Below are 26,616 nucleotides of genomic sequence, written 5' to 3' on the forward strand. Positions count from 1 at the left end.
TTCTGCTGGAGCCGGCCCGTGAAAGCCCTCGACGAACTGACTTTCGACAACCGCTTCGCCCGCCTGGGCGATGCGTTCTCCGCCCACGTACTGCCCGAGCCGATCGACAATCCGCGGCTGGTAGTGGCCAGCCCGGCCGCGCTGGCCTTGCTCGACCTGGACCCGGCGACTGCCGAAACTCAGGAATTTGCCGAACTGTTCGGCGGCCACAAGCTGTGGGCCGATGCCGAGCCACGGGCGATGGTGTACTCCGGCCACCAGTTCGGCGGCTATACGCCGCAATTGGGTGACGGTCGTGGCTTGCTGCTCGGCGAGGTCTACAACAACGCCGGCGAACATTGGGACCTGCACCTCAAGGGCGCCGGGCAGACGCCGTTTTCGCGCATGGGTGATGGCCGCGCAGTGTTGCGTTCATCGATCCGCGAGTTTCTGGCTTCCGAAGCCCTCTACGCGCTGAACATTCCTTCCTCACGCGCAGCCTGCGTGATCGGCTCCGACACGCCGGTGTGGCGGGAAAAGCAGGAGCGCGCAGCGATGGTGCTGCGCCTGGCACCGAGTCATATCCGCTTCGGCCACTTCGAATATTTCTACTACACCAAGCGCCCGGAGCAGCAAAAGCAACTCGGCGAGCACGTTCTGGCCATGCACTTTCCTGAATGTCTGGAACAACCGGAACCGTATCTGGCGATGTTCCGCGAGATCGTCGAGCGCAACGCCGAGCTGATCGCCAAGTGGCAGGCTTATGGCTTTTGCCACGGCGTGATGAACACCGACAACATGTCGATCCTCGGCATCACCTTCGACTTCGGCCCGTTCGCCTTCCTCGATGATTTCGACGCCAACTTCATCTGCAACCACTCAGACGATCAGGGGCGCTACTCGTTCAGCAATCAGGTACCGGTCGGTCAGTGGAACCTCAGCGCCCTCGCCCAGGCTCTGACGCCGTTCATCAGCGTCGAAGCCCTGCGCGAGACCCTGGGCTTGTATTTGCCTCTGTTTCAGGCTCATTACCTCGACCTGATGCGCCGCCGTTTCGGCTTCACCATTGCCGAAGACGACGACCAGCAACTGCTGGAAAACCTGCTGCAACTGATGCAGAACAGCGGCGTCGATTACACACTGTTCTTCCGCCGCCTCGGTGAAGAATCAGCCGAACAGGCCGTGGCTCGCTTGCGTGATGACTTTGTCGATATCAAGGGATTCGATGCCTGGGGCGAACGCTATGTGGCCCGCGTCGCTCGCGACGGCGATACCGATCAAGAGCAGCGCCGCACGCGGATGCACGCGGTCAACCCGCTGTACATTCTGCGCAACTATCTGGCGCAAAAAGCCATCGACGCGGCCGAGCAAGGTGATTACTCCGAAGTGCGCCGACTGCACGCCGTGTTGAGCAAACCGTTTGAACAGCAGCCGGGGATGGCGAGTTACGCCGAACGGCCGCCGGAGTGGGGCAAGCATCTGGAGATCAGTTGTTCTTCCTGAAATGGCTCAAACAAACACCTCGACCGGCAGCTTGAAATACTCGGCCAACCATCGCACCTGCCTCAGGTTCAGCTGCCGCTTGCCGCTCAGGATTTCAGAAACAACCGATTGCGGGCCAACCCCAGGTAAATCGCTCTGGGTCAAACCGTGTTCACGCATCAAATACCCCAGCACTTCAAACCCAGGAGGTTTTGGTTCCGGGTGATGCGTGCGATCCCACTCTTCAATCCAGTCACCGATGATGTCCACCAGGCTCATCAATGGATGAGACTCATCGTCGCCAGTCATTCCAAGCAACTCATCAAGCGCGCGCACCAGCACGTCGTAATCGTCTTCGCTTTTTGGCTTACGAAGCAGCGGTGCCACAAACTCCCAATGCTCGGCAGCTCTTTCTATCAGCACACTCATAGCCTTCCCTCCTTCCATTTGCCGCGATCGTATTCTTGATGATCCAAAACATGCTTTATGTACAGCTTCTGAGGTCGATATCGAACGTAGGCGATCAACCTCAGCTTGTTACCGCCAATATCGAAAATATGAAAATCTCCGACCTTGTCGACAGCGGGAAACAACCCCTTAATCGCGGCGAAATCTGCCGCCTTGCATCCTTTCGCTACTTCAAGCCAATGCTCCAGCGCGCTAGCTGCCTGGGGCCATTTATCCTTAGCTTCACGTATTCGTTTTCCAGTGATGACATGCATGCAACATCCTTATCGCATTCTGCTATGGGGAGTTAATCACAAATCAAAAATATCGCAAGTTGCGATAATCATCGACAGACAAGCGGGCTCGCTTATCCACGTCTTCAGCCTAGGCACGGCAGATAAGACTGCACGATTGAAAATATGAGCAAACGTCTCAAACTACCTGTAATCAGCTCTCTTCAGGATTTCGCTCATGACCACGCCACTCCTCGTCCCCTGCCCGTCCTGCAACGGTCTCAACCGCATTCCCGCCGAGCGCCTCGCCGATCAGCCCAAATGTGGGCGCTGCAAATCGGCGGTGTTGTTGAGCAAACCGTTCGAACTCAAGCAAGGCGATTACGCCAGTCAGATCAAGGGCGATCTGCCGCTGCTGGTGGATGTCTGGGCGGACTGGTGCGGGCCGTGCAAGTCGTTTGCGCCGGTGTTCGAACAGGCGGCGGCGCAGCTGGCGGGAAAGTGTCGGCTAGCCAAGCTCGACAGCGAGGCCAATCAACAGTTGTCGGCGCAGTTGGGGATTCGCTCGATTCCAAGCCTGATTCTGTTCAAGAACGGCAGGGAAGTGGCGCGGCAGAGTGGTGCGTTTCCGTTGCCGCAGTTGATGGCGTGGTTGCGCAGTCAGGGGATCTGATCCAACACAGAAACCTGTGGGAGCTGGCTTGCCAGCGATTGCGATCGATCGGTCACGAAAGATGCTGAGTCTGCCGCCCTCATCGCTGGCAAGCCAGCTCCCAGAGGGATTGTGAATTCTTCGATGGATCAGTGTTCTTCGAGCAGGTCATGCAGCTCGACGAACTGCTGGGTCAGCTTGTGCCGTGGGTCGAGGTGGATCAGCGGCATACTTGCCTGATGGGATTCGCGCATGCGCACCGAGCTGGACAGATACACCGGCAGCACCGGCAGGCCTTCGGCAATCAATTCATCAAGGATCTGCTGCGGCAGGCTGGCCCGTGCCTGGAACTGGTTGACCACGATGCCTTCGACTTCCAGGCCTTCGTTGTGATCATCCTTGAGTTCTTCGATTTCGGCGATCAGGCCGTACAGGGCCTGACGGGAAAAACTGTCGCAGTCGAAGGGAATCAGCACTCGATCGGCGGCAATCAGCGCTGAAACCGCGTAAAAATTCAGCGCTGGCGGCGTGTCGAGGTAGATTCGGTCGTAATCTTCAGCCAGTTCATCGAGCAATTTACGCAGCTTGTTGATCTTGTGCTTGGCTTCCAGCTTGGGCTGCAGGTCAGCCAATTCAGCGGTGGCGGTGATGATGTGCAGGTTGTCGAACGGGGTTTCGTAGATGTCGGCCTGGTTCTTCTTGGAAAACGGCCCGGATGACAGGGTCTGTTTGAAGAAGTCAGCGATGCCCATCGGAATGTCGTCGCCAGTCAGCCCGGTCAGGTATTGAGTGGAGTTGGCCTGGGCATCGAGGTCGACCAACAGGGTGCGATAACCCTCGCTGGCGCTGACCGCCGCCAGATTGCAGGCAATGCTCGACTTGCCTACGCCACCTTTCTGATTGAACACCACGCGCCGCATGACAAAACCTCCGTGTATCAAAGAATGACCGAGTGTAGATGCGCGCGACCTCGCTTCGCTACCTTCACGGACGCGGACTACAACCTCAGGGGCAAAAATCTGCGATCAGAAAGCGTGATAACCACCACCGATCGCCGAGAAGGCCGACAGACACGCCGCTGAGAATCTGGATAATGGCCATGTGACAGTCACCCCGGCGAACCGCTCGGTACATTTCGTTGAGCAAAATGTAACCAGCATTTGCTACACACCCGTCGCACCGGGATAATGCGCGCCACCCGGCGCCGAGCGCCACGTCAGGCCTGCCGCGGCCTGGGCGATTCAACGCGTCAATAATTGCCCGCAGGGGCGGGATGAACGTCCGTGATCAACTTCAACATCGCCCAATGGCGCGCGTGGGCCCCCGGGCTCGACAGCGTGGACGCCTGGCAGGCCTGGAGCCGCCAACCGGTCGTGCTTCAGAGCAGTGATGCCGCGCCCGATGTGTCGTTTTTGCCGGCCATGCAGCGCCGCCGCCTGAGTCGTCTGGCGCGGATGGCCTTCAGCGTCGGCTGGCCGTTGGCCGACGGACGGGACAATCTGCCGCTGGTATTCGTCTCGCGCCACGGCGAAACCCCGCGCACCTACGACATCCTTTGCGATCTGGCGAATGAACAACCGCTGTCGCCCACCCAGTTCAGCCTCTCGGTGCACAACGCGATTATCGGCCTGTGGTCGATCATGCGCGGCGAAACCAGTGAAATGACCGCCCTCGCTGCCGCAGGCGACGGTCTCGAACATGGCATGCTCGAGGCCGCGGCCCTCTTGGCTGAAGGCGCCCCGGCGGTGCTACTGGTGATTACCGAGGAACAGCCACCGGCGGCCTATTCGGCATGGGTCGATGACGTGCCATTCCCTTATGCGCTCGGGCTTCTGCTCACGCCGGGTACCGACTGGCGGCTGACCTTGAACAGCACCCCGCAAACACGGTCCAAGGCGCACTGGCCACACGCGCTGAATCTGCTGCGTACCTTGCTCGGCCAGCAACCCCATTGCCAACATGCGTGGAAAAATCGTGTATGGACCTGGCAACGCAACCCGTGACGGAGAAAAACCGCGACGCCTATTACTGGCGCCTGCTGGCCACAGCCGCCAGCTTCGCCCTGTTCGGGCTGGGCGGCCTGTGCCTGCGCGTGTTGGTGTTTCCATTGCTCAACTGCCTGCCCGGTGATGCGCTTGCGCACAGGCAACGCGCACGTAAAACCGTCAGTCGGCTGTTCTGGTTTTTCGTGCGCTTCATGGCCCGCACCGGTGTGCTGACCTACGATATCGTGGGCGCCGAGCGCCTTGGTCGACCGGGGCAGATGATCATTGCCAATCACCCGTCGCTGATCGATGTGGTGTTCCTCATCGGTCTGGTGCGCCAGGCCAATTGCGTGGTGAAGAAAAGCCTGTGGGAAAACCCCTTCACCCGCGGCCCGCTGCGCAGCACCGAATACATCAGCAATGACGGCAGCATGGACATGCTCGACGCCGCGGCCCAATCCCTGCAAGACGGCCAGACCCTGATCATCTTCCCCGAAGGCACGCGCACCCAGCCGGGACAGGCGCCGGCCTTTCATCGGGGGGCCGCTGCGATTGCCCTGCGCGGTGCGAAAATGGTGACGCCGGTGATCATCAAGGTCAGCCCGACCACCCTGACCAAAGCCGAACCCTGGTACCGCATCCCAAAACGCCGCGTGCACTTCAGTTTCCGCGTGGGCGCCGATATAGACCCACAGACCTTCGCCGCGCAGGGGCCCGCACCGCAAGCCTCGCGCAAGCTCAACGATTATTTGCATGACTATTTCATTAAGGAGCTCGCCGAAGATGAGCGAACTGAACACCGCTAGCCTGATGCGTGACATCAAACTGCTGATCATCGACGCCCTCGGCCTCGAAGACATTGGCCCCGACGACATCGGCGACGAGCAGACACTGTTTGGCGAAGGCCTGGGTCTGGACTCGGTCGACGCGCTGGAACTGGGCCTGGCCATCCAGAAAAAGTACGGCATCAAGATCGACGCCGATGCCAAAGACACTCGCAACCATTTCACCAACGTGGCGAGCCTTGCGGCTTTCGTCACGGCTAAAGCAGCTTGAGACCGGACCATGCAAACTCGTGACGATATTTTCAACACCCTGCGCGATGCCCTGGTCGAGCTGTTCGAACTCGATCCGGCGCGCGTAAGCATGGACGCCAATCTGTATCAGGATCTGGAGATCGACAGCATCGACGCGGTCGATCTGATCGATCACATCAAACGCCAGACCGGCAAGAAAATCGCCGCCGAAGAATTCAAGTCGGTGCGCACCGTCGGTGACGTGGTCGAGGCGGTCTACCGTCTGGTTCAACCGGCCGCATGAGCCGACTGATCGGCCTCGGCCTGCTGCTGGTCGGCCTGCTGTACCCGTTTGCGGTGTATTTCGGCATGGAACACTTCGCGCCGTGGCAGTTCGGCCTGCTGTTGGGCAGTCTGTGGCTGGCGCGGGTGCTGAGTGGCGAGCGCAAACCCGGCAGCGTCTGGATGGCGGGTGTGGCGATTGCCTTCTGCGTGCTGCTGGCGCTGTTCGACAGCCCGCAATTGCTGCGCTGGTACCCGGTGCTGATCAGCGGCTTCATGCTGGTGCTGTTCGCCTCGAGCCTGACGTTCGGCATGCCGATGGTCGAGCGGCTGGCGCGCTTGCGTGAGCCGGATCTGCCGCCCGAGGCGATTCGCTACACGCGCCAGGTCACCCTGGCCTGGAGTGTGTTTTTCTTCTGCAACGGTTTGTGCGCCGCCCTCCTGACCCTGTGGGCGCCGCTGGATTGGTGGATGTTGTACACCGGCCTGATCTCCTATGGATTGATCGGCCTGATGTTTGCCATTGAATGGCTGATACGACAACGGGTAAGAGGCCGTACATGAACTGGATAAAACTTGAGCATCTGTTGCTCAAGGCCCAACCGCTGCGGGCCGTCAGCCACGCACCGGCACTTGATCATGCCGCGCTGTGCGAGCAGGCGCTGAGCATCGCCGCCGCGCTGCAGGCACGAGGCGTGCGCCATCTGGCCGTGCATCTGGAAGATGCCGCCGAACTGGCCGTCGCGCTGCTGGGGGCCTGGCGCGCCGGCGTCAGCGTGCTGTTGCCTGCGGATCTGCAAGCGCAGACGCGCCAGCGCTGGACGGGCGATGTCGACCTGTGGCTGACCGATCAGCCTGGCGATACCCGACTCGATGAACTTCAGCAGCCACCCTTGCCAGGCACGGCGCTGGATCTCGATCAATGCCGACTGAGCCTGTGCACCTCGGGCTCCAGCGGCGAACCCAAGCGCATCGACAAAACGCTGCGCCAGCTGGCCAATGAAGTCGAGGCGCTGGAACAGTTGTGGGGCGCGGGTCTGGGCGAAGCGTGCATCATCGGTAGCGTCGCCACCCAGCACATCTACGGCCTGCTGTTTCGCGTGCTGTGGCCGCTGTGCGCCGGGCGCCCGTTCGCGCGCATGCAACAGGCATTCCCCGAGGACATGCAGCGCGCCAGCCGCGAACATCCGGCCTTTATCTGGGTCGCCAGCCCGGCGCTGCTCAAGCGCATGGGCGACAACCTCGACTGGCCGGCGCTGAGCGCGGTGCGCCGGGTGTTTTCCTCCGGTGGCGCACTGCCGCTTGAGGCCGGGCAAAGCCTGTATCAGCGCTTGCAGCAATGGCCGACGGAAATTCTCGGCAGCTCGGAAACCGGCGGAATCGCCTGGCGTCAGGGCCAGGCACTGTGGCAGCCGTTCACCGCCGTCGCACTGAGCCAGGACAGCGACGGCGCGCTGCTGATCGCATCACCTTACTTGCCGGCCGGGCACATCGAACACACCGCCGATGCCGCACGCATCGCGTCCGATGGGCGTTTCGAACTGCTCGGGCGCCTCGACCGGATCGTCAAGCTCGAAGAAAAACGCATCTCCCTGCCCATGCTCGAACAGGCCCTGGTTGCCCACGAGTGGGTCGCCGAAGCACGTCTGGGCGTGGTCAAGGAAAACCGCGCCTCCCTCGGCGCTTTGCTGGTGCTGAGCGACGCCGGCCTGTTTGCCTTGCGCGAACACGGCCGCCGCGGTCTGACCGAGTCACTGCGCGAACACCTCAAGGCACATTGCGAAGCGCTGGCCCTGCCACGGCGCTGGCGGCTGCTGCGGCAGCTACCGCTCAACAGCCAGGGCAAACTGCCCCAGGCCGAAGTCGACGCCTTGCTGATCGCGCCACGGCCGAAAGCACCTGAAGTGCTCGAGCAGATCGAAACGAACGGTGAGTGGAGCCTGCAACTCAGCGTGCCGCCGGACCTGGCGTACTTCAGCGGGCACTTCCCCAAAGCGCCGGTTTTGCCCGGCGTGGTGCAGGTGGAGTGGGCGCTGAATCTCGGCCGTCAGTTGCTGAAACTCGACGGCGCATTCGCCGGGATGGAAGTGCTGAAATTCCAGCAACTGGTGCGCCCGGGTGATGAGATTCAACTGCACCTGCGTTTCGATGCAGAGCGGCGCAAATTGTATTTTGCTTATCGCAATGACACGGCGACGTGTTCCAGTGGGCGGATCGTGCTGGGTGTTGAACATGGTTGATTTCGGTGAGTGCTGCGCACTCAATCGCGAGCAGGCTCGCTCCCACAGAGGTCGCGGTGTGCCAGAGGAGAACCGGCATGCATAAGCCTTGCGCCGTGATTCCGGTCTACAACCACGAAACCGCGGTCGGCAGCGTAGTCGACGCCCTCCTCGCCCAAAGTCTGCCGTGCATTCTGGTCGACGACGCCAGCGCGCCCTCATGTGCGCGCGTGCTCGATGGCCTGGCTCAGCGTGAAGACGTATTTCTGGTGCGCCTGACCGCCAATCAAGGCAAGGGCGGCGCGGTGATGACCGGACTGCGTGAAGCTTCGCGGCTGGGCTTCAGCCATGCCCTGCAGGTCGATGCCGACGGTCAGCACGATTTGCAGGATGTCGCCCGGTTCGTCGCCGAATCCCGTGCGCATCCCAAGGCAATGATCTGCGGTTATCCGCTGTTCGACGAAAGCGTGCCCAAGGGCCGTTTGTATGCGCGTTATCTGACGCATGTGATGGTGTGGATCAACACGCTGTCGCTGCAGATCCGCGATTCGATGTGCGGCTTTCGCGTGTATCCGCTGGCACCGACCCTGGCGGTGATCGACTCGGCGAAAGTCGGCAAGCGCATGGATTTCGATTCCGACATTCTGGTGCGCCTGGCGTGGCGCAACCAGCCCATGCGCTGGCTGCAAACCAGCGTGCATTACCCGCTGGACGGGGTGTCGCACTTTCGCCTGTTCCATGACAACGCGCTGATTTCCAGCATGCACACACGGTTGTTCTTCGGCATGTTGCTGCGCTTGCCGGTGATCCTCTGGCGCCGGTGCAAACCATGAGTGAAGAAGCCGACAACAAGCACTGGGCCGACCGTGAAGAGCGCGGCAGTTTCCTGCTGATGAAATTCACCGCGGTGGCTGCCAGGGTCCTTGGCCGCCGCCTGCTCAGCCCGTTGCTGTACGGCATCGTGCTGTATTTTTTTCTGTTTGGCCGCATCGCCCGGCGCAGCGCCTGGCAGTACCAGCAGCGCTTGGCCGAATGGAGCCAGCGCGAAGATCTGCGCCCGAGCCACTGGCGCGTCTTCGGCCAGTTCATGACGTTTGCCGATTCACTGCTCGACAAGCTCGACGTGTGGAACGGCAAGCTGCGCATCGAGCAGATCGAAATCATCGACCCGGCGTTGTTGCGCAAGCAGTTGCGCGGCAGTCGTGGTCAGCTGTTGGTCGGCGCGCACCTGGGCAACCTCGAGGTCTGCCGCGCGCTGGCGGAAATCGGCGAAAAAGTCACCATGAACGTGCTGGTGCACACCAAGCACGCCGAGCAGTTCAACCGCTTGCTCGGCGAGGCCGGGGCGACCAATCTGCGCCTGATTCAGGTCAGCGAACTCGACCCGGTGATCATGCTGCAACTGCACGAACGGCTGGAGCGCGGCGAGTGGCTGGCGATTGCCGGCGACCGCGTGCCGCTGCATGGCGGGCGCAGCGTCACCGTCGACTTTCTCGGCCACCCGGCGCCATTCCCGCAAGGGCCGTGGTTGTTGGCCGGCCTGTTGAAGTGCCCGGTCAATCTTTTGATGTGCCTGAAACAACCCGACGGCCACTATCGCCTGACCCTCGAACCGTTCGCCGACGCCGTGGTGTGGACGCGCCGCGAGCGCGAGCAGGTCATTCATCAGTGGGCCAGTCTTTATGCGCAGCGCCTGAGTCACTATTGCCTCGAAGCGCCACAGCAATGGTTCAACTTCTACCCTTTCTGGAAAACCGATGACCACGCCAATTCCTGAGCCGGTAACCTTCGGCGAACGCCCCTTGCGCATCGAAGACGTGCTGGCCCTGGCCAACCGTCAGGTGCCCGTGCAGTTGCAGAACGATGCCGATTACCGCGAGCGCATCGCCAAAGGTGCACGGTTTCTCGATTCGCTGCTGGACAAGGAAGGCGTCATCTACGGCGTGACCACCGGTTATGGCGATTCCTGCGTAGTAGCGGTGCCGCTGCATCACGTCGAAGCGTTGCCGCGTCACCTCTACACTTTCCACGGTTGCGGCCTCGGTAAACTGCTCGACGCGCAAGCCACCCGCGCGGTGCTGGCGGCGCGTTTGCAGTCGCTGTGCCACGGCGTGTCCGGCGTGCGGGTCGAGTTGCTGGAGCGTCTGCAGGCGTTTCTCGAACACGACATCCTGCCGCTGATTCCCGAAGAAGGTTCGGTCGGCGCCAGCGGTGATCTGACGCCGTTGTCGTATGTCGCCGCAACGTTGTCCGGCGAGCGTGAAGTGCTCTTCCGTGGCGAGCGCCGCCAGGCCGCCGATGTACACCGCGAACTCGGCTGGACACCGCTGGTGCTGCGCCCCAAAGAAGCGCTGGCGCTGATGAACGGCACCGCAGTGATGACCGGCCTCGCCTGCCTCGCCTTCGCCCGCGCCGACTACCTGCTGCAACTGGCCACGCGCATCACCGCGCTCAACGTGGTGGCGCTGCAAGGCAATCCTGAGCACTTCGACGAACGCCTGTTCGCCGCCAAGCCGCATCCGGGACAGATGCAGGTCGCCGCGTGGCTGCGCAAGGATCTGGCAATCGACGCACCGACCGCGCCGCTGCATCGCCTGCAGGATCGTTACTCGCTGCGCTGCGCCCCGCATGTGCTCGGCGTACTGGCCGACAGCCTGAACTGGCTGCGCTCGTTCATCGAAACCGAACTGAACAGCGCCAACGACAACCCGATCATCGACGCCGAAGCCGAGCGCGTGCTGCACGGCGGGCACTTCTACGGCGGGCACATCGCGTTCGCCATGGACAGCCTGAAGAATCTGGTGGCCAACGTCGCCGATCTGCTCGACCGGCAACTCGCCTTGCTGGTCGACGAGCGTTACAACCATGGCTTGCCGAGCAACCTCTCCGGCGCTCCGGCGGATCGGGCGATGATCAACCATGGCTTCAAGGCTGTGCAGATCGGCACCAGCGCGTGGACAGCCGAGGCGCTGAAAAACACCATGCCGGCCAGCGTGTTCTCGCGCTCCACCGAGTGCCACAACCAGGACAAGGTGAGCATGGGCACCATCGCCGCCCGCGATGCGATCCGCGTACTGGAGCTGACCGAACAGGTTGCCGCCGCCACCTTGCTCGCCGCCAATCAGGGCGTATGGCTGCGCGCAAAAGCCACCGATGCGCGGCCGCTGCCGCCAGCACTGGCCGCCATGCATGAAGAACTGAGCAAAGACTTCCCGCCGGTCATCGAAGACCGCGCGCTGGAAGGCGAGCTGCGCCTGTGCCTGCAACGCATTGCCGCGCAACACTGGAGGCTGCATGCGTAGCGCCGGAGTGCTGCACGCCGACACGGAAATCCTCGTGCCGTTTTTTGACGTCGACACCATGCATGTGGTCTGGCACGGGCATTACGTCAAATACCTGGAAGTGGCGCGCTGTGCGCTGCTGGACAAGATCGGCCACAACTACACGGCCATGGTCGAGTCCGGTTACGCCTGGCCGGTGATCGACCTGCAACTGCGCTACGTACGTGGCGCGGTGTTCGGACAACGCCTGAACGTGCGGGCCAGTCTGGTCGAGTGGGAAAACCGTCTGAAGATCAATTACCTGATCACCGACCTGCAAACCGGTGAGCGCCTGACCCGCGCCAGCTCGGTGCAGGTCGCCGTCGAAGTCAGCCGCCGCGAGATGCAGCTGGTCTCGCCGAAGGTCTTTACCGACGCCGTAGAAAGGATGCTGCGATGAACGTTCTCGTCAAAAGCCTCAGCGCGTTGGCGCTGCTGCTCATCTCGTCACTGGCCCAGGCCTTCGACCTGCAACAACTGAGCGCACAACTGGCGAAGCCGGAGGTAATCCACGGCCAGTTCGTTCAGGAAAAACACCTGCGCGCCCTGCCGCAGCCATTGATCAGCAAGGGCAACTTCGTCCTCGCAAAAAATCACGGTTTGCTGTGGCTATTGAAAACCCCGTTGCAGCAGGACTACCGCATCAGCGCCAAGGGCATCGCCCGGCGTGACGGCGCGGGCTGGCAACTGTTGCCGAACAAGAGCGCCGGTGCCGAGCAGAACCGTTTGTTCCTCGCCGTACTGCAAGGTGACAGCAGCGGCCTGCAACGGGATTTCGAACTGGCGCTCAAGGGCGATGCGCAGCAGTGGCAACTGACCCTGACCCCACGCTCGCTGCTGCTCAAGCAAGTGTTCAAGCAGATCAATATCGATGGCGGCGCGCTGGTGCAGACCATCGAACTGCTCGAAACCCAAGGCGACAGCACGGTGCTGCGCATGCAGAACAGCACGGCCGACCAGCCGTTGAGCGACGCGGAGCAACATGACTTTGCCGAGTGAACGCAGGCTGCCGTGGCTGTTTCTGATCCTGCTGCTGGCGGTTGTTGCGCTGGCCGGCTGGCAGTGGCGCGCCGGGCCGCCATTGTCGGCGAACCTCATGGAACTGGTGCCCGGCACCCAGCCTGACGCCCTCGAACAGCGCGCCGAACAACGCATGCAGGAACCGCTCAACCGCGAGATGCTGGTACTGGTCGGCCACGCCGATCGCCAGCAGGCGCTGGCCATGGCGCAGACGTTCGGCGAGCAATGGCAGGCCAGCGGCTTGTTCGAGAAGGTGCAGTGGAACCTGCAAGCCGATCTGCCGGCCCTGCGCGCACAACTGCTGCAAGGGCGGCTGGCGATGCTTTCGGCCGATGATCGACAGCTGCTGATTGAACATCCCGACGCGTTTATTCAGCAGCGGGTTCAGGCGCTGTTCGACCCGTTCAGCGGCTTCAGTCTGGTCTCCAGTCAAGAGGATTGGCTGGGCCTGACCGGGCGCATCCAGAACAGTCAGCCACAACATGGCGCGGTGCAACTGGACATCGGCAGCGGCGCGTTGATCGCCGACGCCGACGGCAAGAGCTGGGTACTGCTACGGGCACGCACCCGCGGCAACGCCTTTGACATGAACCTGCCGCTGCAAGTCGCCGATCTGCTCGCGCAAAGTCGTGCGCAAGCGGCGAAGTCCAATGTACAACTGCTGGCCGCCAGCGGCTTGCTGTATGCCGCCAACGGCCAACAGCAGGCGACCCGGGAAATGACCTGGGTCGGTGGCGGTGCCACGGTCGGCATCCTCTTGCTGCTGCTGCTCGCGTTCCGCCGCTGGCGAGTGTTGCTGGCGTTCGTCCCGGTGCTGGTCGGCATGCTGTTCGGCGCGGTTGCGTGTGTCGCGCTGTTCGGCCATATGCACGTGATGACCTTGGTGCTCGGTTCCAGCCTGATCGGGGTGGCGGTGGATTATCCGCTGCACTACCTGTCCAAGAGCTGGAGCCTGAAGCCGTGGCGCAGTTGGCCGGCGCTACGTTTGACGCTTTCCGGGCTGACGCTGAGTCTGGTCACCAGCGCCATCGGCTATCTGGCGCTGGCGTGGACGCCGTTCCCGGCGCTGACGCAGATTGCCGTGTTCTCCGCGGCCGGATTGTTCGGCGCCTATTTATCCGCGGTGTGCCTGCTGCCGGCGCTGCTGAACAACCTCGAACTGCGCCCCGCACAATGGCCCCTGCAACTGGCCGAACGCTTGGTCACGCTGCGCGAACGACTCCTCGAACGCGTCCGCACCCCGGTGTTGCTGGCGCTGCTGATTGCCTTCTGCACCGGTGGTTTGATGCAGTTGCAGAGCAAGAACGACATCCGCCAGTGGGTCGGCGCACCGCAACAGCTGACCGATGAAGCGCAGACCATTGCGCGCATCACCGGTTATCAGCCGACCAGCCAGTTTTTCCTCGTTCGCGCCGCCGATCAGGAGCAATTGCTCGAACGTCAGGCGGCGCTCAGCGAGCGTCTGCAGCAACTGGTCAATCTCGACAAGCTGCAAGGCTATCTGGCCCTCGATCAACTGGTCAGCCCGCCATCTCAGCAAGAACGGGTGCGCGCCGCGCTGAATCAACTGCCGCAGCACTGGCAGCCACTGCTCGACCTCGGCGTGCCGCTCGCGGCGCTGCAAGCCGAGCTGCAGCAGTTGCAGACCGTGCCTGCCGAGGACATCGACGCCGCACTGGCCGGTCCGCTCGGCGAGCCGTACCGCACGCTGTGGCTCGGCCCCACCGACGATGGCGTCGCGGCAATCACCAGCCTGCAAGGCCTGAACAACCCGGCGCTGCTGCGGGTGCAGGCGCTGGACTTACCGGGCGTGCGACTGGTCGACCGTCTCGGCGAATTGAATGAAGTCTTCGCCGCCACGCAGATCAGCGCCGCCGAACTCAAGCTCGCCTCCTGCGTGCTGATCGTGCTGGTGCTGATGTTGCCGTTCGGCCTCGGTGGCGCGTTGCGCATCGTCGCCCTGCCACTGCTCGCGGCGCTGTGCAGTCTGGCCAGCCTCGGCTGGCTCGGTCAGCCGCTGACATTGTTCAGCCTGTTCGGCCTGCTGCTGGTGACGGCGATCAGCGTCGACTACGCGATTCTCATGCGTGAGCAGGTCGGCGGTGCGGCGGTAAGTTTGCTCGGCACCTTGCTGGCAGCGGTGACGACCTGGCTGTCGTTCGGTCTGCTAGCGGTGTCCAGCACGCCGGCGGTGAGCAATTTCGGTCTGTCGGTGAGCCTTGGCCTGGCATTCAGCTTCATGCTCGCGCCGTGGGCCGGACGCCATACGCACAGCGCCGCTGCCACGGAGGCGCAAGCATGATGATCGTCGCTTTCTGGCTGTTGGCGCTGGCCTTGTTCGCTGTGGCGACTCGCGTAGGCCGCCACTTCGGCCTGATCCCGATTGTCAGTCAGTTGCTGTTGGCGAGTTTTGGCCTGCCGCTGTTGATGTATGTCTGGATCGAGCCGAGCTGGCAGCTCAGCGGCGCGCAACTGATCGCACCAGACTGGTTGAAAAGTCTCTACAGCCTGAGTTTTGCCCTGCTGCTGGGGCACATTCTCAGCGATGTCATCGACCTGAAACTGAATCGGCAAAGCCTGAAGATCGCCGTACCGAGTTTCGCCGTCCCCTTCGCTGCAGGTCTCGCAGCCGCTTATTGGCTGTTGCCCGCGCAACCGTGGCTGAGTTCGCTGGCGATCGGGCTGGTGTTCGCGATTACCGCGATCCCGGTGCTGTATCTGTATCTACGCCATATCGATTACCCGCCCGCCGCCACCCGCCGCTTGGTGCAGACCGCCATCCTCATCGATCTGACCTGCTGGACGCTGTTCGGCGTTGCCCAAGGCAGTCTGCACCTGAGCAGTCTGTTGCTGCCGCTGGCCCTGGCTGGCGTGCCGTTGCTGCTGCGCCTGTTCGGTGTGCGTCGGCCGCTGACGTTCAGCCTCGGCTTCTTTGCGCTGCTGATGATGGCCGAGCATTACAAACTCAACGCGCTGATTCTCGGCATCGGTTACCTGCTGTGCATGGCCGTATTGAAAGTGCCGTTGATATTGCCCTTGCCCGCGCTGTGGATGAACCGTTTGCAGACGTGGCTGGCGATTCCGCTGATCCTGACCTTCGGCATCGTCCAGATCGATGTGCACAGCGCGTTCGCCAGCCTCGACGCACTGCAATGGGCAGCGCTGCTGCTGTTGCCGATTGCCAGTAAACTGCTCGGCAACTGGCTCGGCCTCGGCTGGGCCGGGGCTTCGTTCGCAGGCGCCAACCGCTGGCGCGAAAGCGTGCTGCTGAACATTCGCGGCCTGAGCGAAATCGTCTTTCTCAATCTGCTGTTGCAGCAACAACTGATCAGCCCGGCGCTGTACTTTGCCTTGATGCTGATGGGTCTGATTGCAACGCTGTTGCCGGCGCTGATCGGTCTGCACCGCGCACCGCTGAATCTCAACTCTCATTTGTCCCGGAGCTCCCGTGCCAATCGCTGAACTGCAATCGCGTCAGGTGGTGATCATCGGTGCCGGCCCGTCCGGTGCCATTGCCGCCGCCCTGCTCAAACGCAAGGGCCACGATGTGCTGGTGATCGAACGCCAGCATTTCCCGCGTTTCTCCATTGGCGAAAGCCTGCTCAGCCATTGCCTGGATTTCATCGAAGAGGCCGGCATGCTTGAGGCGGTGAATGCCGCCGGTTTCCAGCGCAAGACTGGCGCCGCCTTCGCCTGGGGCGAGCGCTACAGCGCCTTCGATTTCAGCGACACCTTCACCGACGGCAAGCCGACAACGTTTCAGGTGCAGCGCGCCGATTTCGACAAACTGCTGGCCGATCAAGCGGCGTTGCAAGGCGCCGAGATACGTTACGGCGATGCCATCGTCAGCGTCGATTTCGAGCGGACCCGTCCGCAGCTTGATGTACGTCGCGAGGACGGCAGCGAGTACCGCGTCGAAGCCGATTTCGTGCTGGATGCCAGCGGCTACGGGCGGGTGTTGTCGCGCTTGCTCGACCTTGAGGCACCGTCGAATTTCCCTGTGCGTCAGGCCGTGTTCACGCATGTCGAAGACCACATCGACAACCCGGCCTTCGACCGCGAGAAAATCCTCGTCACCACCCATCCTGAACACCGCGATGTGTGGTTCTGGACGATTCCGTTCAGCAATGGCCGCTGTTCGGTGGGCGTAGTGGCCGCAGCTGAGCACTTCAAAGGTCGCGACGCTGATCTGGACGCCTGCCTGCGCGGTTTCATCAGTGAAACGCCGAGCCTGGCCGGCGTACTGAACAACGCCGTGTGGGATACCCCGGCACGCACCCTCGGCGGCTATGCGGCGAATGTGAAAACCCTGCACGGGCCGGGTTTTGCCTTGCTTGGCAATGCGGCGGAGTTTCTCGATCCGGTGTTTTCCTCCGGAGTGACTATCGCCATGCGCTCGGCGAGCATGGCCGCCGCGGTGCTGCACCGTCAGCTGCAGGGCGAAACGGTCGATTGGCAAAGCGAGTTCGCCGCGCCACTCAAGCGCGGCGTTGACACCTTCCGCTGCTACGTCGAGGGCTGGTACGCCGGCACCTTCCAGGACGTGATCTTTTATGAAAATGGTCAGGCCGATATCCGCCGAATGATCTGCTCGATTCTTGCCGGTTACGCCTGGGACGAACGCAACCCGTTCGTCAGCGAAGCGCGCCGACGCCTGAAAATGATTTCCGAACTCTGTGCAAAGGACGCCCCATGAATCACTTGAGCGACAGCTACGTCGAAGAAACCCGCTTCGGTTTCTGGTTCCTGCGCAGCCACACCTGGCAGCACCATGTACTGCGCGTGGCGATCAATGATCTGCGGGGTTTGTTCAGCGAGGCGCTGCCGCAAAAACCGGTGCTGCTTGACGCCGGGTGCGGCCAGGGCAAGTCGTTCGCTCATCTGCGCCAGACCTTCGCCCCGCAGCGCCTGATCGGTATCGACGCCGATCGGCACAGCCTCGAACTGAGTGCTGCTGAAGCAGCACGTCTGGAACTGGACGTCGAGTTGATCGGCAGCGACTGTGCCAAGCTCAATGTGCCGGACGACAGTGTCGACCTGCTGTTCTGCCATCAGACGTTCCATCACCTGGTCGAGCAGGAAAAAGCCCTCGCCGAGTTCTATCGCGTACTGAAACCGGGCGGCTATCTGCTGTTCGCCGAGTCCACCGAGGCTTACATCGATACCTGGGTAATCCGCTGGCTGTTCCGCCATCCGATGCATGTGCAGAAGAGCGCGGCGCAGTATCTGCAGATGATTGGCGAGCAGGGTTTCGAGTTTGACCAGCGCAATATCTCCTACCCGTATCTGTGGTGGAGCCGATCGAAGGACTTCGGTTTGCTGGAGCGCTTCGGGGTGCGCAAGCCGAAGCCGTTTGGTCAGCGGGAAGAGACCTTGGTCAATGTTGTGGCGCGCAAGCCGCTTGCAGGTACTCTCTGATGCAACCCGATCGATCTGCACACCTTCAACCCTGTGGGAGCGAGCCTGCTCGCGAAAGCGGTGTGTCAATCAGCATAAACAGTGCCTGTGAAAGCGTATTCGCGAGCAGGCTCGCTCCCACGGGGATTGTGGTGTGGCTGGTGATGGTGTGCTGTTCCCTGTTGTTGAGCGCTTGCGCCAGCCAGGTGCCGCTGCCCGCGGCCAACCCGACCTTGCCCCTGCCGCTGCAACTGCACATCGAGCGCCAGCAAGCCGGGCAGCGTCAGGACTGGCTGTTGGTGATCCAGCGCGAAGGCCCGGGCATCCGCTGGTCGATGATGGATCCGCTTGGCATCCCGCAAGCCCGTCAGCTGCTGATCGATGGTCAGTGGCAGGCCGATGGTCTGCTCCCACCAAACCCCGAGGCGCGGGAATTGTTTGCCGCGCTGCTGTTCGCCCTGACCCCGTCCGGCGAGTTGCTGAGCAATTACCCCGCGGCGCAGCAGCAGGACCGTCAGCGCTCCCTGCCAGCGCGCTGGACCGTCGACTATGCACAACCGATGAGTTTCGAATTGAACCTGCCGCAAGGCCCGCACTATCGCGTTTCCCCGCTCGGTGACTCTACGCCATGACCGCTTATCTGAATGCCCTCGGTGTGATCTGCGCGCTGGGCCGTGACAAACGCGAAGTTGCACGCAAGCTGTTTGCCGGCGATTGCTCGGGCATGTGCTGCGAATCCGCTTGGGTCTCACAGCGCAAGCTGCCGGTGGCCGCGGTGCCCGGTGAACTGGCGCCGATTCCGGCGGAACTGGCCGAGCACAGCACGCGCAACAATCAATTGCTGCTCGAGGCCGCCCTGCAAATCCGCGATGACATCGAGCAGGCGATCCAGACTTATGGTCGCGAGCGCATCGGCGTGGTGCTGGGTACCAGCACCTCGGGCATCGACGAGGCCAGCCGGGGTCTGGCGCATTACATTCGTGAGCAGCATTTCCCGGCTGAATACGATTACCGGCAGCAGGAACTCGGCGCCCCGGCGAATTTTCTCGCCGAATGGCTGCAACTCAGCGGCCCGGCGTATGTAATTTCCACCGCGTGCACTTCCAGTGCTCGGGCGTTGATGAGCGCTCAGCGCCTGCTCGATCTGGGCTTGTGCGACGCCGTGTTGTGCGGCGGTGTCGACAGCCTGTGCAAACTGACCCTCAACGGTTTTTCCTCACTGGAAGCGATGTCGGCCGAGCGTTGCAATCCGTTCTCGGTCAACCGCAACGGCATCAACATTGGTGAAGCGGCGGTGCTGTTCGTGATGAGCAGACAGTCAGGCGCAGGCCCGGCCATCGCGCTGCTCGGTGCCGGCGCCAGTTCCGATGCGCACCATATTTCCGCGCCGGAGCCGAGCGGGCGCGGCGCCCTGCAAGCGATGCGCAAAGCCCTGAGCCGCGCGCAACTGCAAGCAGCGCAAATCAATTATCTGAACCTGCACGGCACGGCGACCCAGCACAACGATGCCATGGAAAGTCTGGCGGTCGAGGCGCTGTTTGCCGAAGGCGTCGCCTGTTCCTCGACCAAACCGCTGACCGGCCACACCCTCGGCGCTGCCGGCGCGCTGGAAGCGGCGTTCTGCTGGCTGAGCCTGAGCGCCGACAACCGCGATCACGCCTTGCCCCCGCACATCTGGGACGGCGCGGCCGATCCTGCCCTGCCTGCGCTGAACTGGGTGACCGCGAGCACACGCCTGTCGTCCATTGCACCGCGCTACCTGATGAGCAATTCGTTTGCCTTCGGCGGCAATAACGTCAGCCTGATTATCGGAGACGCCCCATGACCCCCTGGCCGCTCGCCGAACTGTTGCCCCACGCCGGCGACATGATTCTGATCGACGCGATCGAGCGTTTCGACGACGAGCAGATTTTCACCCGCCTCACGGTCAAGCCGGGCGGCCTGTTCAGCCTCGCCGACGGCAGCCTGCCGGCATGGGTCGGCATCGAACTGATGGCGCAAAGCGTTGCCGCGTTCGCCGGCTGCCACGCACGGCAGAAAGGCAATCCGGTCGAGCTGGGTTTCCTGCTCGGCACGCGCAAGTTCGAGTGCAACGTCGAGGCTTTTCCTGCCGGCAGCCAACTGACCGTCCACGGCCTGCGCTCGCTGGAAGACGACAACGGCATGGGCGTGTTCGAATGCCATATCCACGGCGACGGCATCCATGCCAGTGCGCGGCTGAATGTGTTTCGTCCGCCGCAGGCCACCCAATATCTGCAACAAACCAAGGAGTCGAACGATGACTGAATCGGTACTGGTCACCGGCTCCAGCCGTGGCATCGGCCGCGCCATTGCCCTGCGTCTGGCGCAGGCCGGGCACGATATCGTCCTGCATTGCCGTAGCGGCATGGCTGAAGCGCAAGCGGTTCAGGCGCAAATCCAAGCGCTGGGGCGCAACGCACGCATCGTGCAATTCGACGTGGCCGACCGCGAAACCTGCAAAGCCATTCTCGAAGCCGACGTCGAAACCCATGGCGCCTATTACGGCGTGGTGCTCAATGCCGGGCTGACCCGTGACGGCGCCTTTCCCGCGCTGAGCGATGACGATTGGGACGTGGTGCTGCGCACTAACCTCGATGGTTTCTACAACGTCCTGCACCCGGTGATGATGCCGATGATTCGCCGCCGCGCCGCTGGGCGGATTGTCTGCATAACATCGGTGTCCGGGCTGATCGGCAACCGTGGCCAGGTCAATTACAGCGCCTCCAAGGCGGGCGTGATCGGCGCGGCGAAGGCATTGGCGATCGAGCTGGGCAAGCGCAAAATCACCGTTAACTGCGTCGCCCCGGGCCTGATCGATACGGCGATGCTCGATGAAAACGTGCCGGTGGAAGAGCTGATGAAAATGATCCCCGCGCAACGCATGGGCACCCCTGAAGAGGTGGCCGCTGCGGTGAATTTCCTGATGTCGGCGGAAGCCTCGTACATCACCCGTCAGGTTCTGGCGGTCAACGGAGGCTTGTGCTGATGAAGCGCGTCGTCGTCACCGGCATGGCCGGCATCACCTCGCTGGGCAGCGACTGGGAAACCATTGCTGGCCATTTCGCCGCCAACCGCAGCGGCATCCGCCGCATGCACGAGTGGGACCGCTTCAGCGAACTGAACACGCGTCTTGCCGGCCCCATCGACGACTTCGTAGTGCCGGCGCACTGGACGCGCAAGCAACTGCGCAGCATGGGTCGGGTGTCGCGGCTGGCAGTCGGTGCCTCGGAAAGAGCGCTGGCCGATGCCGGGCTGCTGGGCAACGAATCGATCAAGGACGGGCGCATGGGCGTCGCGTGCGGCTCGTCCACCGGCAGCACCGATGAGATCAAGGCGTTCGGCAACATGTTGCTCAACTCGGTGGCCGAGGGGCTCAACGCCAACTCCTACGTGCGAATGATGCCGCACACCACGGCGGCCAACATCAGCATCTTTTTCGGCCTCACCGGCCGCTTGATCCCGACCTCCAGTGCCTGCACCAGTGGCAGCCAAGGCATCGGCTATGCCTATGAAGCGATCAAGTTCGGTCGCCTGCCACTGATGCTCGCTGGCGGCGCTGAAGAGCTGTGCCCGACCGAAGCCATGGTCTTCGACGCGCTCTACGCCACCAGCCTGAAGAACGATGCACCGCAGACCAGCCCGCGCCCATACGACAAAGGCCGCGACGGTCTGGTCATCGGTGAAGGCGGCGGCATGCTGGTCCTTGAAGAACTGGAACACGCTCTCGCCCGTGGCGCGCGCATACACGCCGAGATCGTCGGTTTCGGCAGCAACGCCGACGGCCAGCACACCACACGCCCCGAGCAAGTGACCATGCGCCGCGCCATGGAGCTGGCGCTGGAAGACGCCGGGCTGACGCCGGATGCGATCGGTTATGTAAATGGTCACGGCACGGCTACAGAACAGGGCGACATTGCCGAAACACTGGCAACCAGCAGTTTGTTCGGCGAACGCATGCCGATCAGCTCGCAGAAGAGTTTCCTCGGCCACACCCTCGGCGCCTGTGGTGCGCTGGAGTCGTGGTTCAGCATCGAAATGCTCAACCGCGACCTGTACGTGCACACGTTCAACCTCGACGAGGTCGACCCGCACTGCGGCAAGCTCGATTACCTGCGCGGCGAATTCCGCCAGATGCATCACGACTATGTGATGAACAACAATTTCGCTTTTGGTGGCGTCAACACCTCGTTGATTTTCCGCCGCTGGCACTGACCGCAAGACGTTTGGAGTGAAGGGAATGACTCAGTTTCACCGCATCGCCGCTCTGTTGGCACTGATCCTGGTGCTCGGCGGTTGCACCAGCAAACCGGTATACAACGCCAAGGAAGAGTTCTCGCCCAACCTCGGCTTCACCCAGCAACAAATGAGCCGCGCGATCGTCACCGCGCTCAACGATCGGCAGTGGGTGGTGCAATCGGTGCGCCCGGGCATGATCAAAGCGGCGATCACCGTACGTGGTCGTCATCACGCCGAAGTCGACATTCCGTTCAGCCCGACCTCGTTCGAGATCGACTACCGCAGCAGCTACGGCCTCAATGCCAAGGACGGCAAGATCCACGGCAACTACAACCGCTGGGTCAACCGCCTGCGCGATAATGTGCTCAAAGAACTGTCGATCAATCCGGACATCGAAGCCGTCAACAACCTCGGCATCATCAAACAGGGCGCTGACGAGCCGACCTACCTGAGCTTTCGCGAAGGCGTCAAACGCGCCACCGACGCCGGCCTGCTCGACGGCAGCGTGAAGTTCTACCTGGCCGGAGAAACCCTGCCCAAGCAAGTGCGCAAACTCGACACCGTAAGCAGCAGCCGCAAGACCAACGGCTCGAACAAGTCCGACGAAGACGCCTGCTTCTGGGCTCTGCAATCAGCCTTGGCCACACTGCAGAACGCCGCGAAAAACGCCGACGCCAACGCCGTGATCAACATCGCCAGCGTCGACCAGCGCGACCTGTACAAAGACACCGAAAAATTCCAGTGCCGCGCCGGGACACTGGTGTCGAGCGTCGCGTTGCGCGGGGATCTGGCGCACGTCGATTGAGTGGACTGTAGAAACGACAAAGGGCGCCTTTCGGCGCCCTTTCACAAACAGGTTGGCTTGTCATCGCCGCTTACCTGTCTGGCTCTGCGATGGCTGGTATCCAGGATCCTCAGAGTCTCACAAGCCCCTTGCGGGACAACTTTTGGGCGTCGCCCGACATCCTGAGGCGGGCTCGGGCAATCGTCCCGTGCACTTTGGCGATGAACCGAAGATCTCCCCTTGCTTCATCCATGCAAACCTCAAGATAACTCACCAAGTCCTCATCAGTTTTCAAATAATCGATAGAGTCCCAGTTCGCGAATTTTTCGATCATGTTTTTTCTTGATGATTTCTGGCGTTAAGAAAATTAGCGTCCTTAGGTTATTCACACAAGGCACTCACTTCTGAAGTTTTCGTAGGGAATGCACTGACCTTGTGTAGTCCAGATCGCAATCACCTTAAATCCGCGATAACGCGAGGATAAATTTTCTCGCCACAAGGGGACCATTCGGCGCCCTGCTCGTTTCAGCATCTACACTCGTCCTGACAGGCCGTCGCACCGCGCCTGCTTGAACGGCGAGCCAATCAGCCCTGCACTCGCGGTTCTCTTTCACCGTCAAGGAGATGACCATGCAAGTGAAAGCCCTGATCGCCGCTGCGCTTTTCACGCTGCTGTCTGGAGCCAGCCACGCGACCAACCTGATGTACATGCCCTTCGAAACCGTGCTGTCGGATGCGATTCGCGCCGGACGGCTGGATGGCAGTGTGAAGTTCTACCTGATCGGCAACGGGCCGCAGGGCACTCAGCAGTTGCTGCGGCGCGGCGTGGTCAGTGATCTGAAGACCAATGGTTTCAACAAGAGCGATCACCATTCCTGCGAGTGGGTGTTGCAGTCGAATCTGATCAAGTTGCAGGCCGATGCCAAGCGTGTCGGGGCGAATGCGGTGGTCAATATCGTCAGTTACTACGACCAGCGTGTGCGCAAGGATTTGAATACTTACGAATGCCGGGCGGGGATTTTTGTCACTCGGGTGGCGTTGAAGGGGGATTTGGTGCGGTTGCCATGAGGACGGTGGTGTTTGGGCGGACGTCTTCGCGAGCAGGCTCGCTCCCACAGGGGATCGCATTCCAAAGTGGGAGCGAGCCTGCTCGCGAAGAGGCCATGAGCCCTTACATAGAGTCAACCTTGCGCGTCAGCAGTTCGACAAATGCCTTGGCCATCGGTGATTTCTGCTCCTTGCGCTGCACCAGCCACACCGCCGAAACAGCCTCCGGATCAAGCAGCGGGCGGTAGACCACGCCGTCGATGCGCATCCGCTGATAGGACGCCGGCAGCACCGAAACCCCCAGCCCCGCAGCGACCAGGCCGATGATGGTCATCGCCTCGCCGGCCTCTTGGGCGAAGTGTGGGCTGAACCCGGCGTCTCGGGCCAGGCTTAATAACTGCGCGTACAAGCCGCTGCCATAACTGCGTGGAAAAAACACGAACGGTTCCAGCGCCAATGCCGAGAGAAACAGCCCTTGCTCGGAGCCCTGCGCCAATGGATGCGTGGAACTAAGCACCGCGACCAACGGCTCGCGCATCAATTCGACCACGCTCAACGAATCCGGCAACCCCAGCGGACGCATGATGCCGACTTCGATCGACTCGTCCACCAATGCATCGGCGACCATGGTGCTGCTCATCTCGCGCAGGTTCAGATGCACCGCCGGGAAACGCTGGCGAAAGGCAAAGATCGCCTGCGGAATCGTCGAGTTGAACGGCGCCGACGAGGTGAAACCGATCTTCAGTTCGCCCAGTTCACCCAACTGTGCCCGGCGCGCGACATCGGCGGCCTTATCGACCTGCGCCAGCGCCAACCGCGCTTCCTGTAGAAACAGCCGGCCGGCTTCGCTGAGTTCGACCCGACGATTGGTCCGCTCAAACAGGCGCGCGCCCACCTCTTGCTCCAGCGCCTGAATCTGCTGGCTCAACGGCGGTTGGGAAATGCCGAGCACCTGTGCCGCACGACCGAAATGCAGTTCTTCGGCGACGGCAATGAAGTAGCGTAGATGGCGCAGTTCCATGGATTTCTCATTAGGTCGTAAAAGCTATCAAACAGGTCGAACAATATATTGGATAGAAACATTAGCCAGCTATATGATTTTTTCATTGCCTGCCTGGCTGTGCTCTCCCGAGGTCTGAAGTGAAAACTGCCGTTGCGCCATTAGCCCACGAAGTCCCGCCTGCTGCAGCGGACGATGCCATCGCCGAGCTGCAGGAGATTTTTATCGAAAAAGGCACACCGGCGTTCATGCGCACGGTGCTGGCGCTGTTCTGCGGCGGTTTTGCGACCTTCGCCTTGCTCTACTGCGTGCAGCCAATGATGCCGCTGCTGTCCCACGAATACGGGATCAACGCGGCGCAAAGCAGCCTGATCCTTTCGGTGGCAACCGGCATGCTGGCGTTCGGTCTGCTGATCACCGGGCCGATTTCCGATCGGGTCGGGCGCAAACCGGTGATGGTTGCCGCCTTGTTCGCCGCTGCGCTGTGCACCATGGCCAGCGCGATGATGCCGAGCTGGCACGGCGTCCTGGTCATGCGCGCGCTGATCGGCCTGTCACTCAGTGGCCTGGCGGCGGTGGCGATGACTTACTTGAGTGAAGAAATTCATCCACAACACATCGGCCTGGCGATGGGCTTGTACATCGCTGGCAACGCGATCGGCGGGATGAGCGGGCGCCTGATTACCGGGGTACTGATCGACTTCGTCAGTTGGCACACGGCAATGCTGGTGATTGGCGGGCTGGCGCTGATTGCCGCAGCGGTGTTCTGGAAGATCCTTCCCGAGTCGCGCAACTTCCGCTCCCGCTCACTGCACCCGCGCAGTCTGCTCGACGGTTTCACCATGCACTTTCGCGACGCCGGCCTGCCGCTGCTGTTTCTCGAAGCGTTTGTATTGATGGGCGCGTTCGTCACGCTGTTCAACTACATCGGCTATCGCTTGTTGGCAGCGCCCTACCACCTCGATCAGGTGTACGTCGGTTTGCTTTCGGTGGTCTATCTGTCAGGAATCTACAGCTCGGCGAAGATCGGTTCACTGGCGGACAAACTGGGACGGCGCAAAGTGCTCTGGGCGACGATTGCGCTGATGTTCGTCGGCCTCGCGCTGACGATGTTCGCACCGCTGCTGCTGATCATCGTCGGCATGCTGATCTTCACCTTCGGCTTCTTCGGCGCGCACTCGGTCGCCAGCAGCTGGATCGGCCGCCGCGCGACCAAGGCCAAGGGCCAGGCATCGTCGTTGTACCTGTTCAGCTATTACGCCGGCTCGAGCATTGCCGGCACGGCGGGTGGGGTGTTCTGGCATTTGGGCGGGTGGAACGGGATCGGGTTGTTCATCGGGGTGCTGTTGCTGATTGCGCTTGGGGTGGCGTTGAAGCTGGCGAAGTTGCCGCCGCTAGGCGGTGTCAAAGCCTGACGCAACTTGTAGGAGTGAGCCTGCTCGCGATAGCGGTGTGTCAGCCAACATATTGGGCGACTGGCTCACCGCTATCGCGAG

30 protein-coding genes are annotated in these 26,616 nt (G+C 61.8%); 25 read left to right on the top strand and 5 right to left on the bottom strand.

Annotated elements, in window-relative coordinates; all coding sequences use genetic code 11:
- Window positions 1-18: 18 nt before the first annotated feature.
- Entirely contained in the window at window positions 19-1,482 is a 1,464-nt protein-coding gene (gene selO, locus ACGSLL_RS10195; RefSeq protein WP_394505446.1) for a protein adenylyltransferase SelO, read from the top strand.
- 6 nt (window positions 1,483-1,488) lie between these two features.
- On the opposite strand, the gene ACGSLL_RS10200 is transcribed toward selO, so the two are convergent.
- Together ACGSLL_RS10200 and ACGSLL_RS10205 are read right to left on the bottom strand one after the other, a co-directional pair.
- Window positions 1,489-1,890 carry a helix-turn-helix domain-containing protein gene (locus ACGSLL_RS10200; protein ID WP_394505448.1) on the bottom strand — a complete coding sequence of 134 codons (402 nt, stop codon included), beginning with the start codon at window positions 1,888-1,890 and terminating at the stop codon, window positions 1,489-1,491.
- Entirely contained in the window at window positions 1,887-2,183 is a 297-nt protein-coding gene (locus ACGSLL_RS10205; protein ID WP_394505450.1) for a type II toxin-antitoxin system HigB family toxin, read from the bottom strand. Before ACGSLL_RS10205 ends, ACGSLL_RS10200 begins: the two co-directional genes overlap by 4 nt.
- Window positions 2,184-2,379: 196 nt before the next feature.
- Between ACGSLL_RS10205 and trxC the strand changes: the two genes are divergently transcribed.
- A complete protein-coding gene (trxC, locus tag ACGSLL_RS10210) occupies window positions 2,380-2,814 on the top strand; it encodes a thioredoxin TrxC (protein WP_394505452.1) in 435 nt (144 codons plus the stop codon).
- Window positions 2,815-2,942: 128 nt separating this feature from the next.
- Here the strand turns inward: trxC and ACGSLL_RS10215 are convergent, their stop codons facing one another.
- Complete coding sequence (locus tag ACGSLL_RS10215) at window positions 2,943-3,713, bottom strand: ParA family protein (RefSeq protein ID WP_394505454.1); 771 nt, start codon at window positions 3,711-3,713, stop codon at window positions 2,943-2,945.
- Window positions 3,714-4,076: 363 nt separating this feature from the next.
- Between ACGSLL_RS10215 and ACGSLL_RS10220 the strand changes: the two genes are divergently transcribed.
- The 21 genes from ACGSLL_RS10220 (at window position 4,077) to ACGSLL_RS10320 (ending at window position 23,094) form a co-directional block, all read left to right on the top strand.
- Entirely contained in the window at window positions 4,077-4,796 is a 720-nt protein-coding gene (locus ACGSLL_RS10220) for a beta-ketoacyl synthase chain length factor (protein ID WP_394505456.1), read from the top strand.
- Window positions 4,772-5,584 carry a lysophospholipid acyltransferase family protein gene (locus tag ACGSLL_RS10225; RefSeq protein WP_394505458.1) on the top strand — a complete coding sequence of 271 codons (813 nt, stop codon included), beginning with the start codon at window positions 4,772-4,774 and terminating at the stop codon, window positions 5,582-5,584. Before ACGSLL_RS10220 ends, ACGSLL_RS10225 begins: the two co-directional genes overlap by 25 nt.
- A complete protein-coding gene (locus ACGSLL_RS10230) occupies window positions 5,562-5,834 on the top strand; it encodes a phosphopantetheine-binding protein (RefSeq protein WP_394505460.1) in 273 nt (90 codons plus the stop codon). The genes ACGSLL_RS10225 and ACGSLL_RS10230 overlap by 23 nt, the downstream gene beginning before the upstream one ends.
- 9 nt (window positions 5,835-5,843) lie before the next feature.
- The gene (locus ACGSLL_RS10235; protein ID WP_065615459.1) at window positions 5,844-6,098 is read left to right on the top strand and encodes an acyl carrier protein; all 255 of its coding nucleotides are present in this window, start codon (window positions 5,844-5,846) and stop codon (window positions 6,096-6,098) included.
- Window positions 6,095-6,640, top strand: coding sequence for a COG4648 family protein (locus ACGSLL_RS10240; protein WP_394505463.1), 546 nt, complete (start codon window positions 6,095-6,097; stop codon window positions 6,638-6,640). Before ACGSLL_RS10235 ends, ACGSLL_RS10240 begins: the two co-directional genes overlap by 4 nt.
- Window positions 6,637-8,316 carry an ApeI family dehydratase gene (locus ACGSLL_RS10245; protein WP_394505465.1) on the top strand — a complete coding sequence of 560 codons (1,680 nt, stop codon included), beginning with the start codon at window positions 6,637-6,639 and terminating at the stop codon, window positions 8,314-8,316. The genes ACGSLL_RS10240 and ACGSLL_RS10245 overlap by 4 nt, the downstream gene beginning before the upstream one ends.
- A 77-nt stretch (window positions 8,317-8,393) precedes the next feature.
- The gene (locus ACGSLL_RS10250; RefSeq protein ID WP_394505467.1) at window positions 8,394-9,128 is read left to right on the top strand and encodes a glycosyltransferase family 2 protein; all 735 of its coding nucleotides are present in this window, start codon (window positions 8,394-8,396) and stop codon (window positions 9,126-9,128) included.
- A complete protein-coding gene (locus ACGSLL_RS10255) occupies window positions 9,125-10,072 on the top strand; it encodes an LpxL/LpxP family acyltransferase (RefSeq protein WP_394505469.1) in 948 nt (315 codons plus the stop codon). The genes ACGSLL_RS10250 and ACGSLL_RS10255 overlap by 4 nt, the downstream gene beginning before the upstream one ends.
- Window positions 10,053-11,597, top strand: a complete 1,545-nt coding sequence (locus ACGSLL_RS10260; RefSeq protein ID WP_394505471.1) for an HAL/PAL/TAL family ammonia-lyase — start codon at window positions 10,053-10,055, stop codon at window positions 11,595-11,597. The genes ACGSLL_RS10255 and ACGSLL_RS10260 overlap by 20 nt, the downstream gene beginning before the upstream one ends.
- Window positions 11,590-12,015 carry an acyl-CoA thioesterase gene (locus ACGSLL_RS10265; RefSeq protein ID WP_394505473.1) on the top strand — a complete coding sequence of 142 codons (426 nt, stop codon included), beginning with the start codon at window positions 11,590-11,592 and terminating at the stop codon, window positions 12,013-12,015. The genes ACGSLL_RS10260 and ACGSLL_RS10265 overlap by 8 nt, the downstream gene beginning before the upstream one ends.
- On the top strand, window positions 12,012-12,614 hold the full coding sequence (locus ACGSLL_RS10270; RefSeq protein ID WP_394505475.1) for an outer membrane lipoprotein carrier protein LolA: 603 nt from the start codon (window positions 12,012-12,014) through the stop codon (window positions 12,612-12,614). Before ACGSLL_RS10265 ends, ACGSLL_RS10270 begins: the two co-directional genes overlap by 4 nt.
- Window positions 12,598-14,937: an MMPL family transporter gene (locus ACGSLL_RS10275; protein WP_394505477.1), complete on the top strand. Its 2,340-nt coding sequence runs from the start codon at window positions 12,598-12,600 to the stop codon at window positions 14,935-14,937. The genes ACGSLL_RS10270 and ACGSLL_RS10275 overlap by 17 nt, the downstream gene beginning before the upstream one ends.
- The gene (locus ACGSLL_RS10280) at window positions 14,934-16,097 is read left to right on the top strand and encodes a cation:proton antiporter (RefSeq protein ID WP_394505479.1); all 1,164 of its coding nucleotides are present in this window, start codon (window positions 14,934-14,936) and stop codon (window positions 16,095-16,097) included. Before ACGSLL_RS10275 ends, ACGSLL_RS10280 begins: the two co-directional genes overlap by 4 nt.
- Window positions 16,084-17,331 carry an NAD(P)/FAD-dependent oxidoreductase gene (locus ACGSLL_RS10285; protein ID WP_394505481.1) on the top strand — a complete coding sequence of 416 codons (1,248 nt, stop codon included), beginning with the start codon at window positions 16,084-16,086 and terminating at the stop codon, window positions 17,329-17,331. Before ACGSLL_RS10280 ends, ACGSLL_RS10285 begins: the two co-directional genes overlap by 14 nt.
- Complete coding sequence (locus tag ACGSLL_RS10290; RefSeq protein WP_394505483.1) at window positions 17,328-18,053, top strand: class I SAM-dependent methyltransferase; 726 nt, start codon at window positions 17,328-17,330, stop codon at window positions 18,051-18,053. The genes ACGSLL_RS10285 and ACGSLL_RS10290 overlap by 4 nt, the downstream gene beginning before the upstream one ends.
- Before the next feature lie 143 nt (window positions 18,054-18,196).
- Complete coding sequence (locus ACGSLL_RS10295; RefSeq protein WP_394505485.1) at window positions 18,197-18,664, top strand: hypothetical protein; 468 nt, start codon at window positions 18,197-18,199, stop codon at window positions 18,662-18,664.
- Window positions 18,661-19,857 (top strand): beta-ketoacyl-[acyl-carrier-protein] synthase family protein, encoded by a 1,197-nt coding sequence (locus ACGSLL_RS10300; protein ID WP_394505487.1) that lies wholly within the window; start codon window positions 18,661-18,663, stop codon window positions 19,855-19,857. Before ACGSLL_RS10295 ends, ACGSLL_RS10300 begins: the two co-directional genes overlap by 4 nt.
- Window positions 19,854-20,318: a hotdog family protein gene (locus tag ACGSLL_RS10305; protein ID WP_394505489.1), complete on the top strand. Its 465-nt coding sequence runs from the start codon at window positions 19,854-19,856 to the stop codon at window positions 20,316-20,318. The genes ACGSLL_RS10300 and ACGSLL_RS10305 overlap by 4 nt, the downstream gene beginning before the upstream one ends.
- Entirely contained in the window at window positions 20,311-21,039 is a 729-nt protein-coding gene (fabG, locus tag ACGSLL_RS10310; protein WP_394505491.1) for a 3-oxoacyl-ACP reductase FabG, read from the top strand. The genes ACGSLL_RS10305 and fabG overlap by 8 nt, the downstream gene beginning before the upstream one ends.
- Window positions 21,039-22,265 (top strand): beta-ketoacyl-ACP synthase, encoded by a 1,227-nt coding sequence (locus ACGSLL_RS10315; RefSeq protein WP_208939053.1) that lies wholly within the window; start codon window positions 21,039-21,041, stop codon window positions 22,263-22,265. Before fabG ends, ACGSLL_RS10315 begins: the two co-directional genes overlap by 1 nt.
- A 25-nt stretch (window positions 22,266-22,290) precedes the next feature.
- Complete coding sequence (locus tag ACGSLL_RS10320; RefSeq protein ID WP_093105720.1) at window positions 22,291-23,094, top strand: hypothetical protein; 804 nt, start codon at window positions 22,291-22,293, stop codon at window positions 23,092-23,094.
- Window positions 23,095-23,203: 109 nt separating this feature from the next.
- Here the strand turns inward: ACGSLL_RS10320 and ACGSLL_RS10325 are convergent, their stop codons facing one another.
- Window positions 23,204-23,407 carry a helix-turn-helix domain-containing protein gene (locus ACGSLL_RS10325; protein WP_394505494.1) on the bottom strand — a complete coding sequence of 68 codons (204 nt, stop codon included), beginning with the start codon at window positions 23,405-23,407 and terminating at the stop codon, window positions 23,204-23,206.
- A gap of 296 nt (window positions 23,408-23,703) precedes the next feature.
- On the opposite strand from ACGSLL_RS10325, the gene ACGSLL_RS10330 reads away from it, so the two are divergent.
- Window positions 23,704-24,141 carry an excinuclease gene (locus ACGSLL_RS10330; RefSeq protein WP_394505497.1) on the top strand — a complete coding sequence of 146 codons (438 nt, stop codon included), beginning with the start codon at window positions 23,704-23,706 and terminating at the stop codon, window positions 24,139-24,141.
- Window positions 24,142-24,244: 103 nt separating this feature from the next.
- On the opposite strand, the gene ACGSLL_RS10335 is transcribed toward ACGSLL_RS10330, so the two are convergent.
- On the bottom strand, window positions 24,245-25,141 hold the full coding sequence (locus ACGSLL_RS10335; protein WP_394505499.1) for a LysR family transcriptional regulator: 897 nt from the start codon (window positions 25,139-25,141) through the stop codon (window positions 24,245-24,247).
- A gap of 179 nt (window positions 25,142-25,320) precedes the next feature.
- Here ACGSLL_RS10335 and ACGSLL_RS10340 point away from each other — a divergent pair, with 179 nt between their 5' ends.
- Window positions 25,321-26,535, top strand: coding sequence for an MFS transporter (locus tag ACGSLL_RS10340; RefSeq protein ID WP_394505903.1), 1,215 nt, complete (start codon window positions 25,321-25,323; stop codon window positions 26,533-26,535).
- The last annotated feature ends 81 nt before the right edge of the window (window positions 26,536-26,616 follow it).

The organism is Pseudomonas retamae, assembly GCF_043496865.1.
GTDB lineage: Bacteria > Pseudomonadota > Gammaproteobacteria > Pseudomonadales > Pseudomonadaceae > Aquipseudomonas > Aquipseudomonas retamae.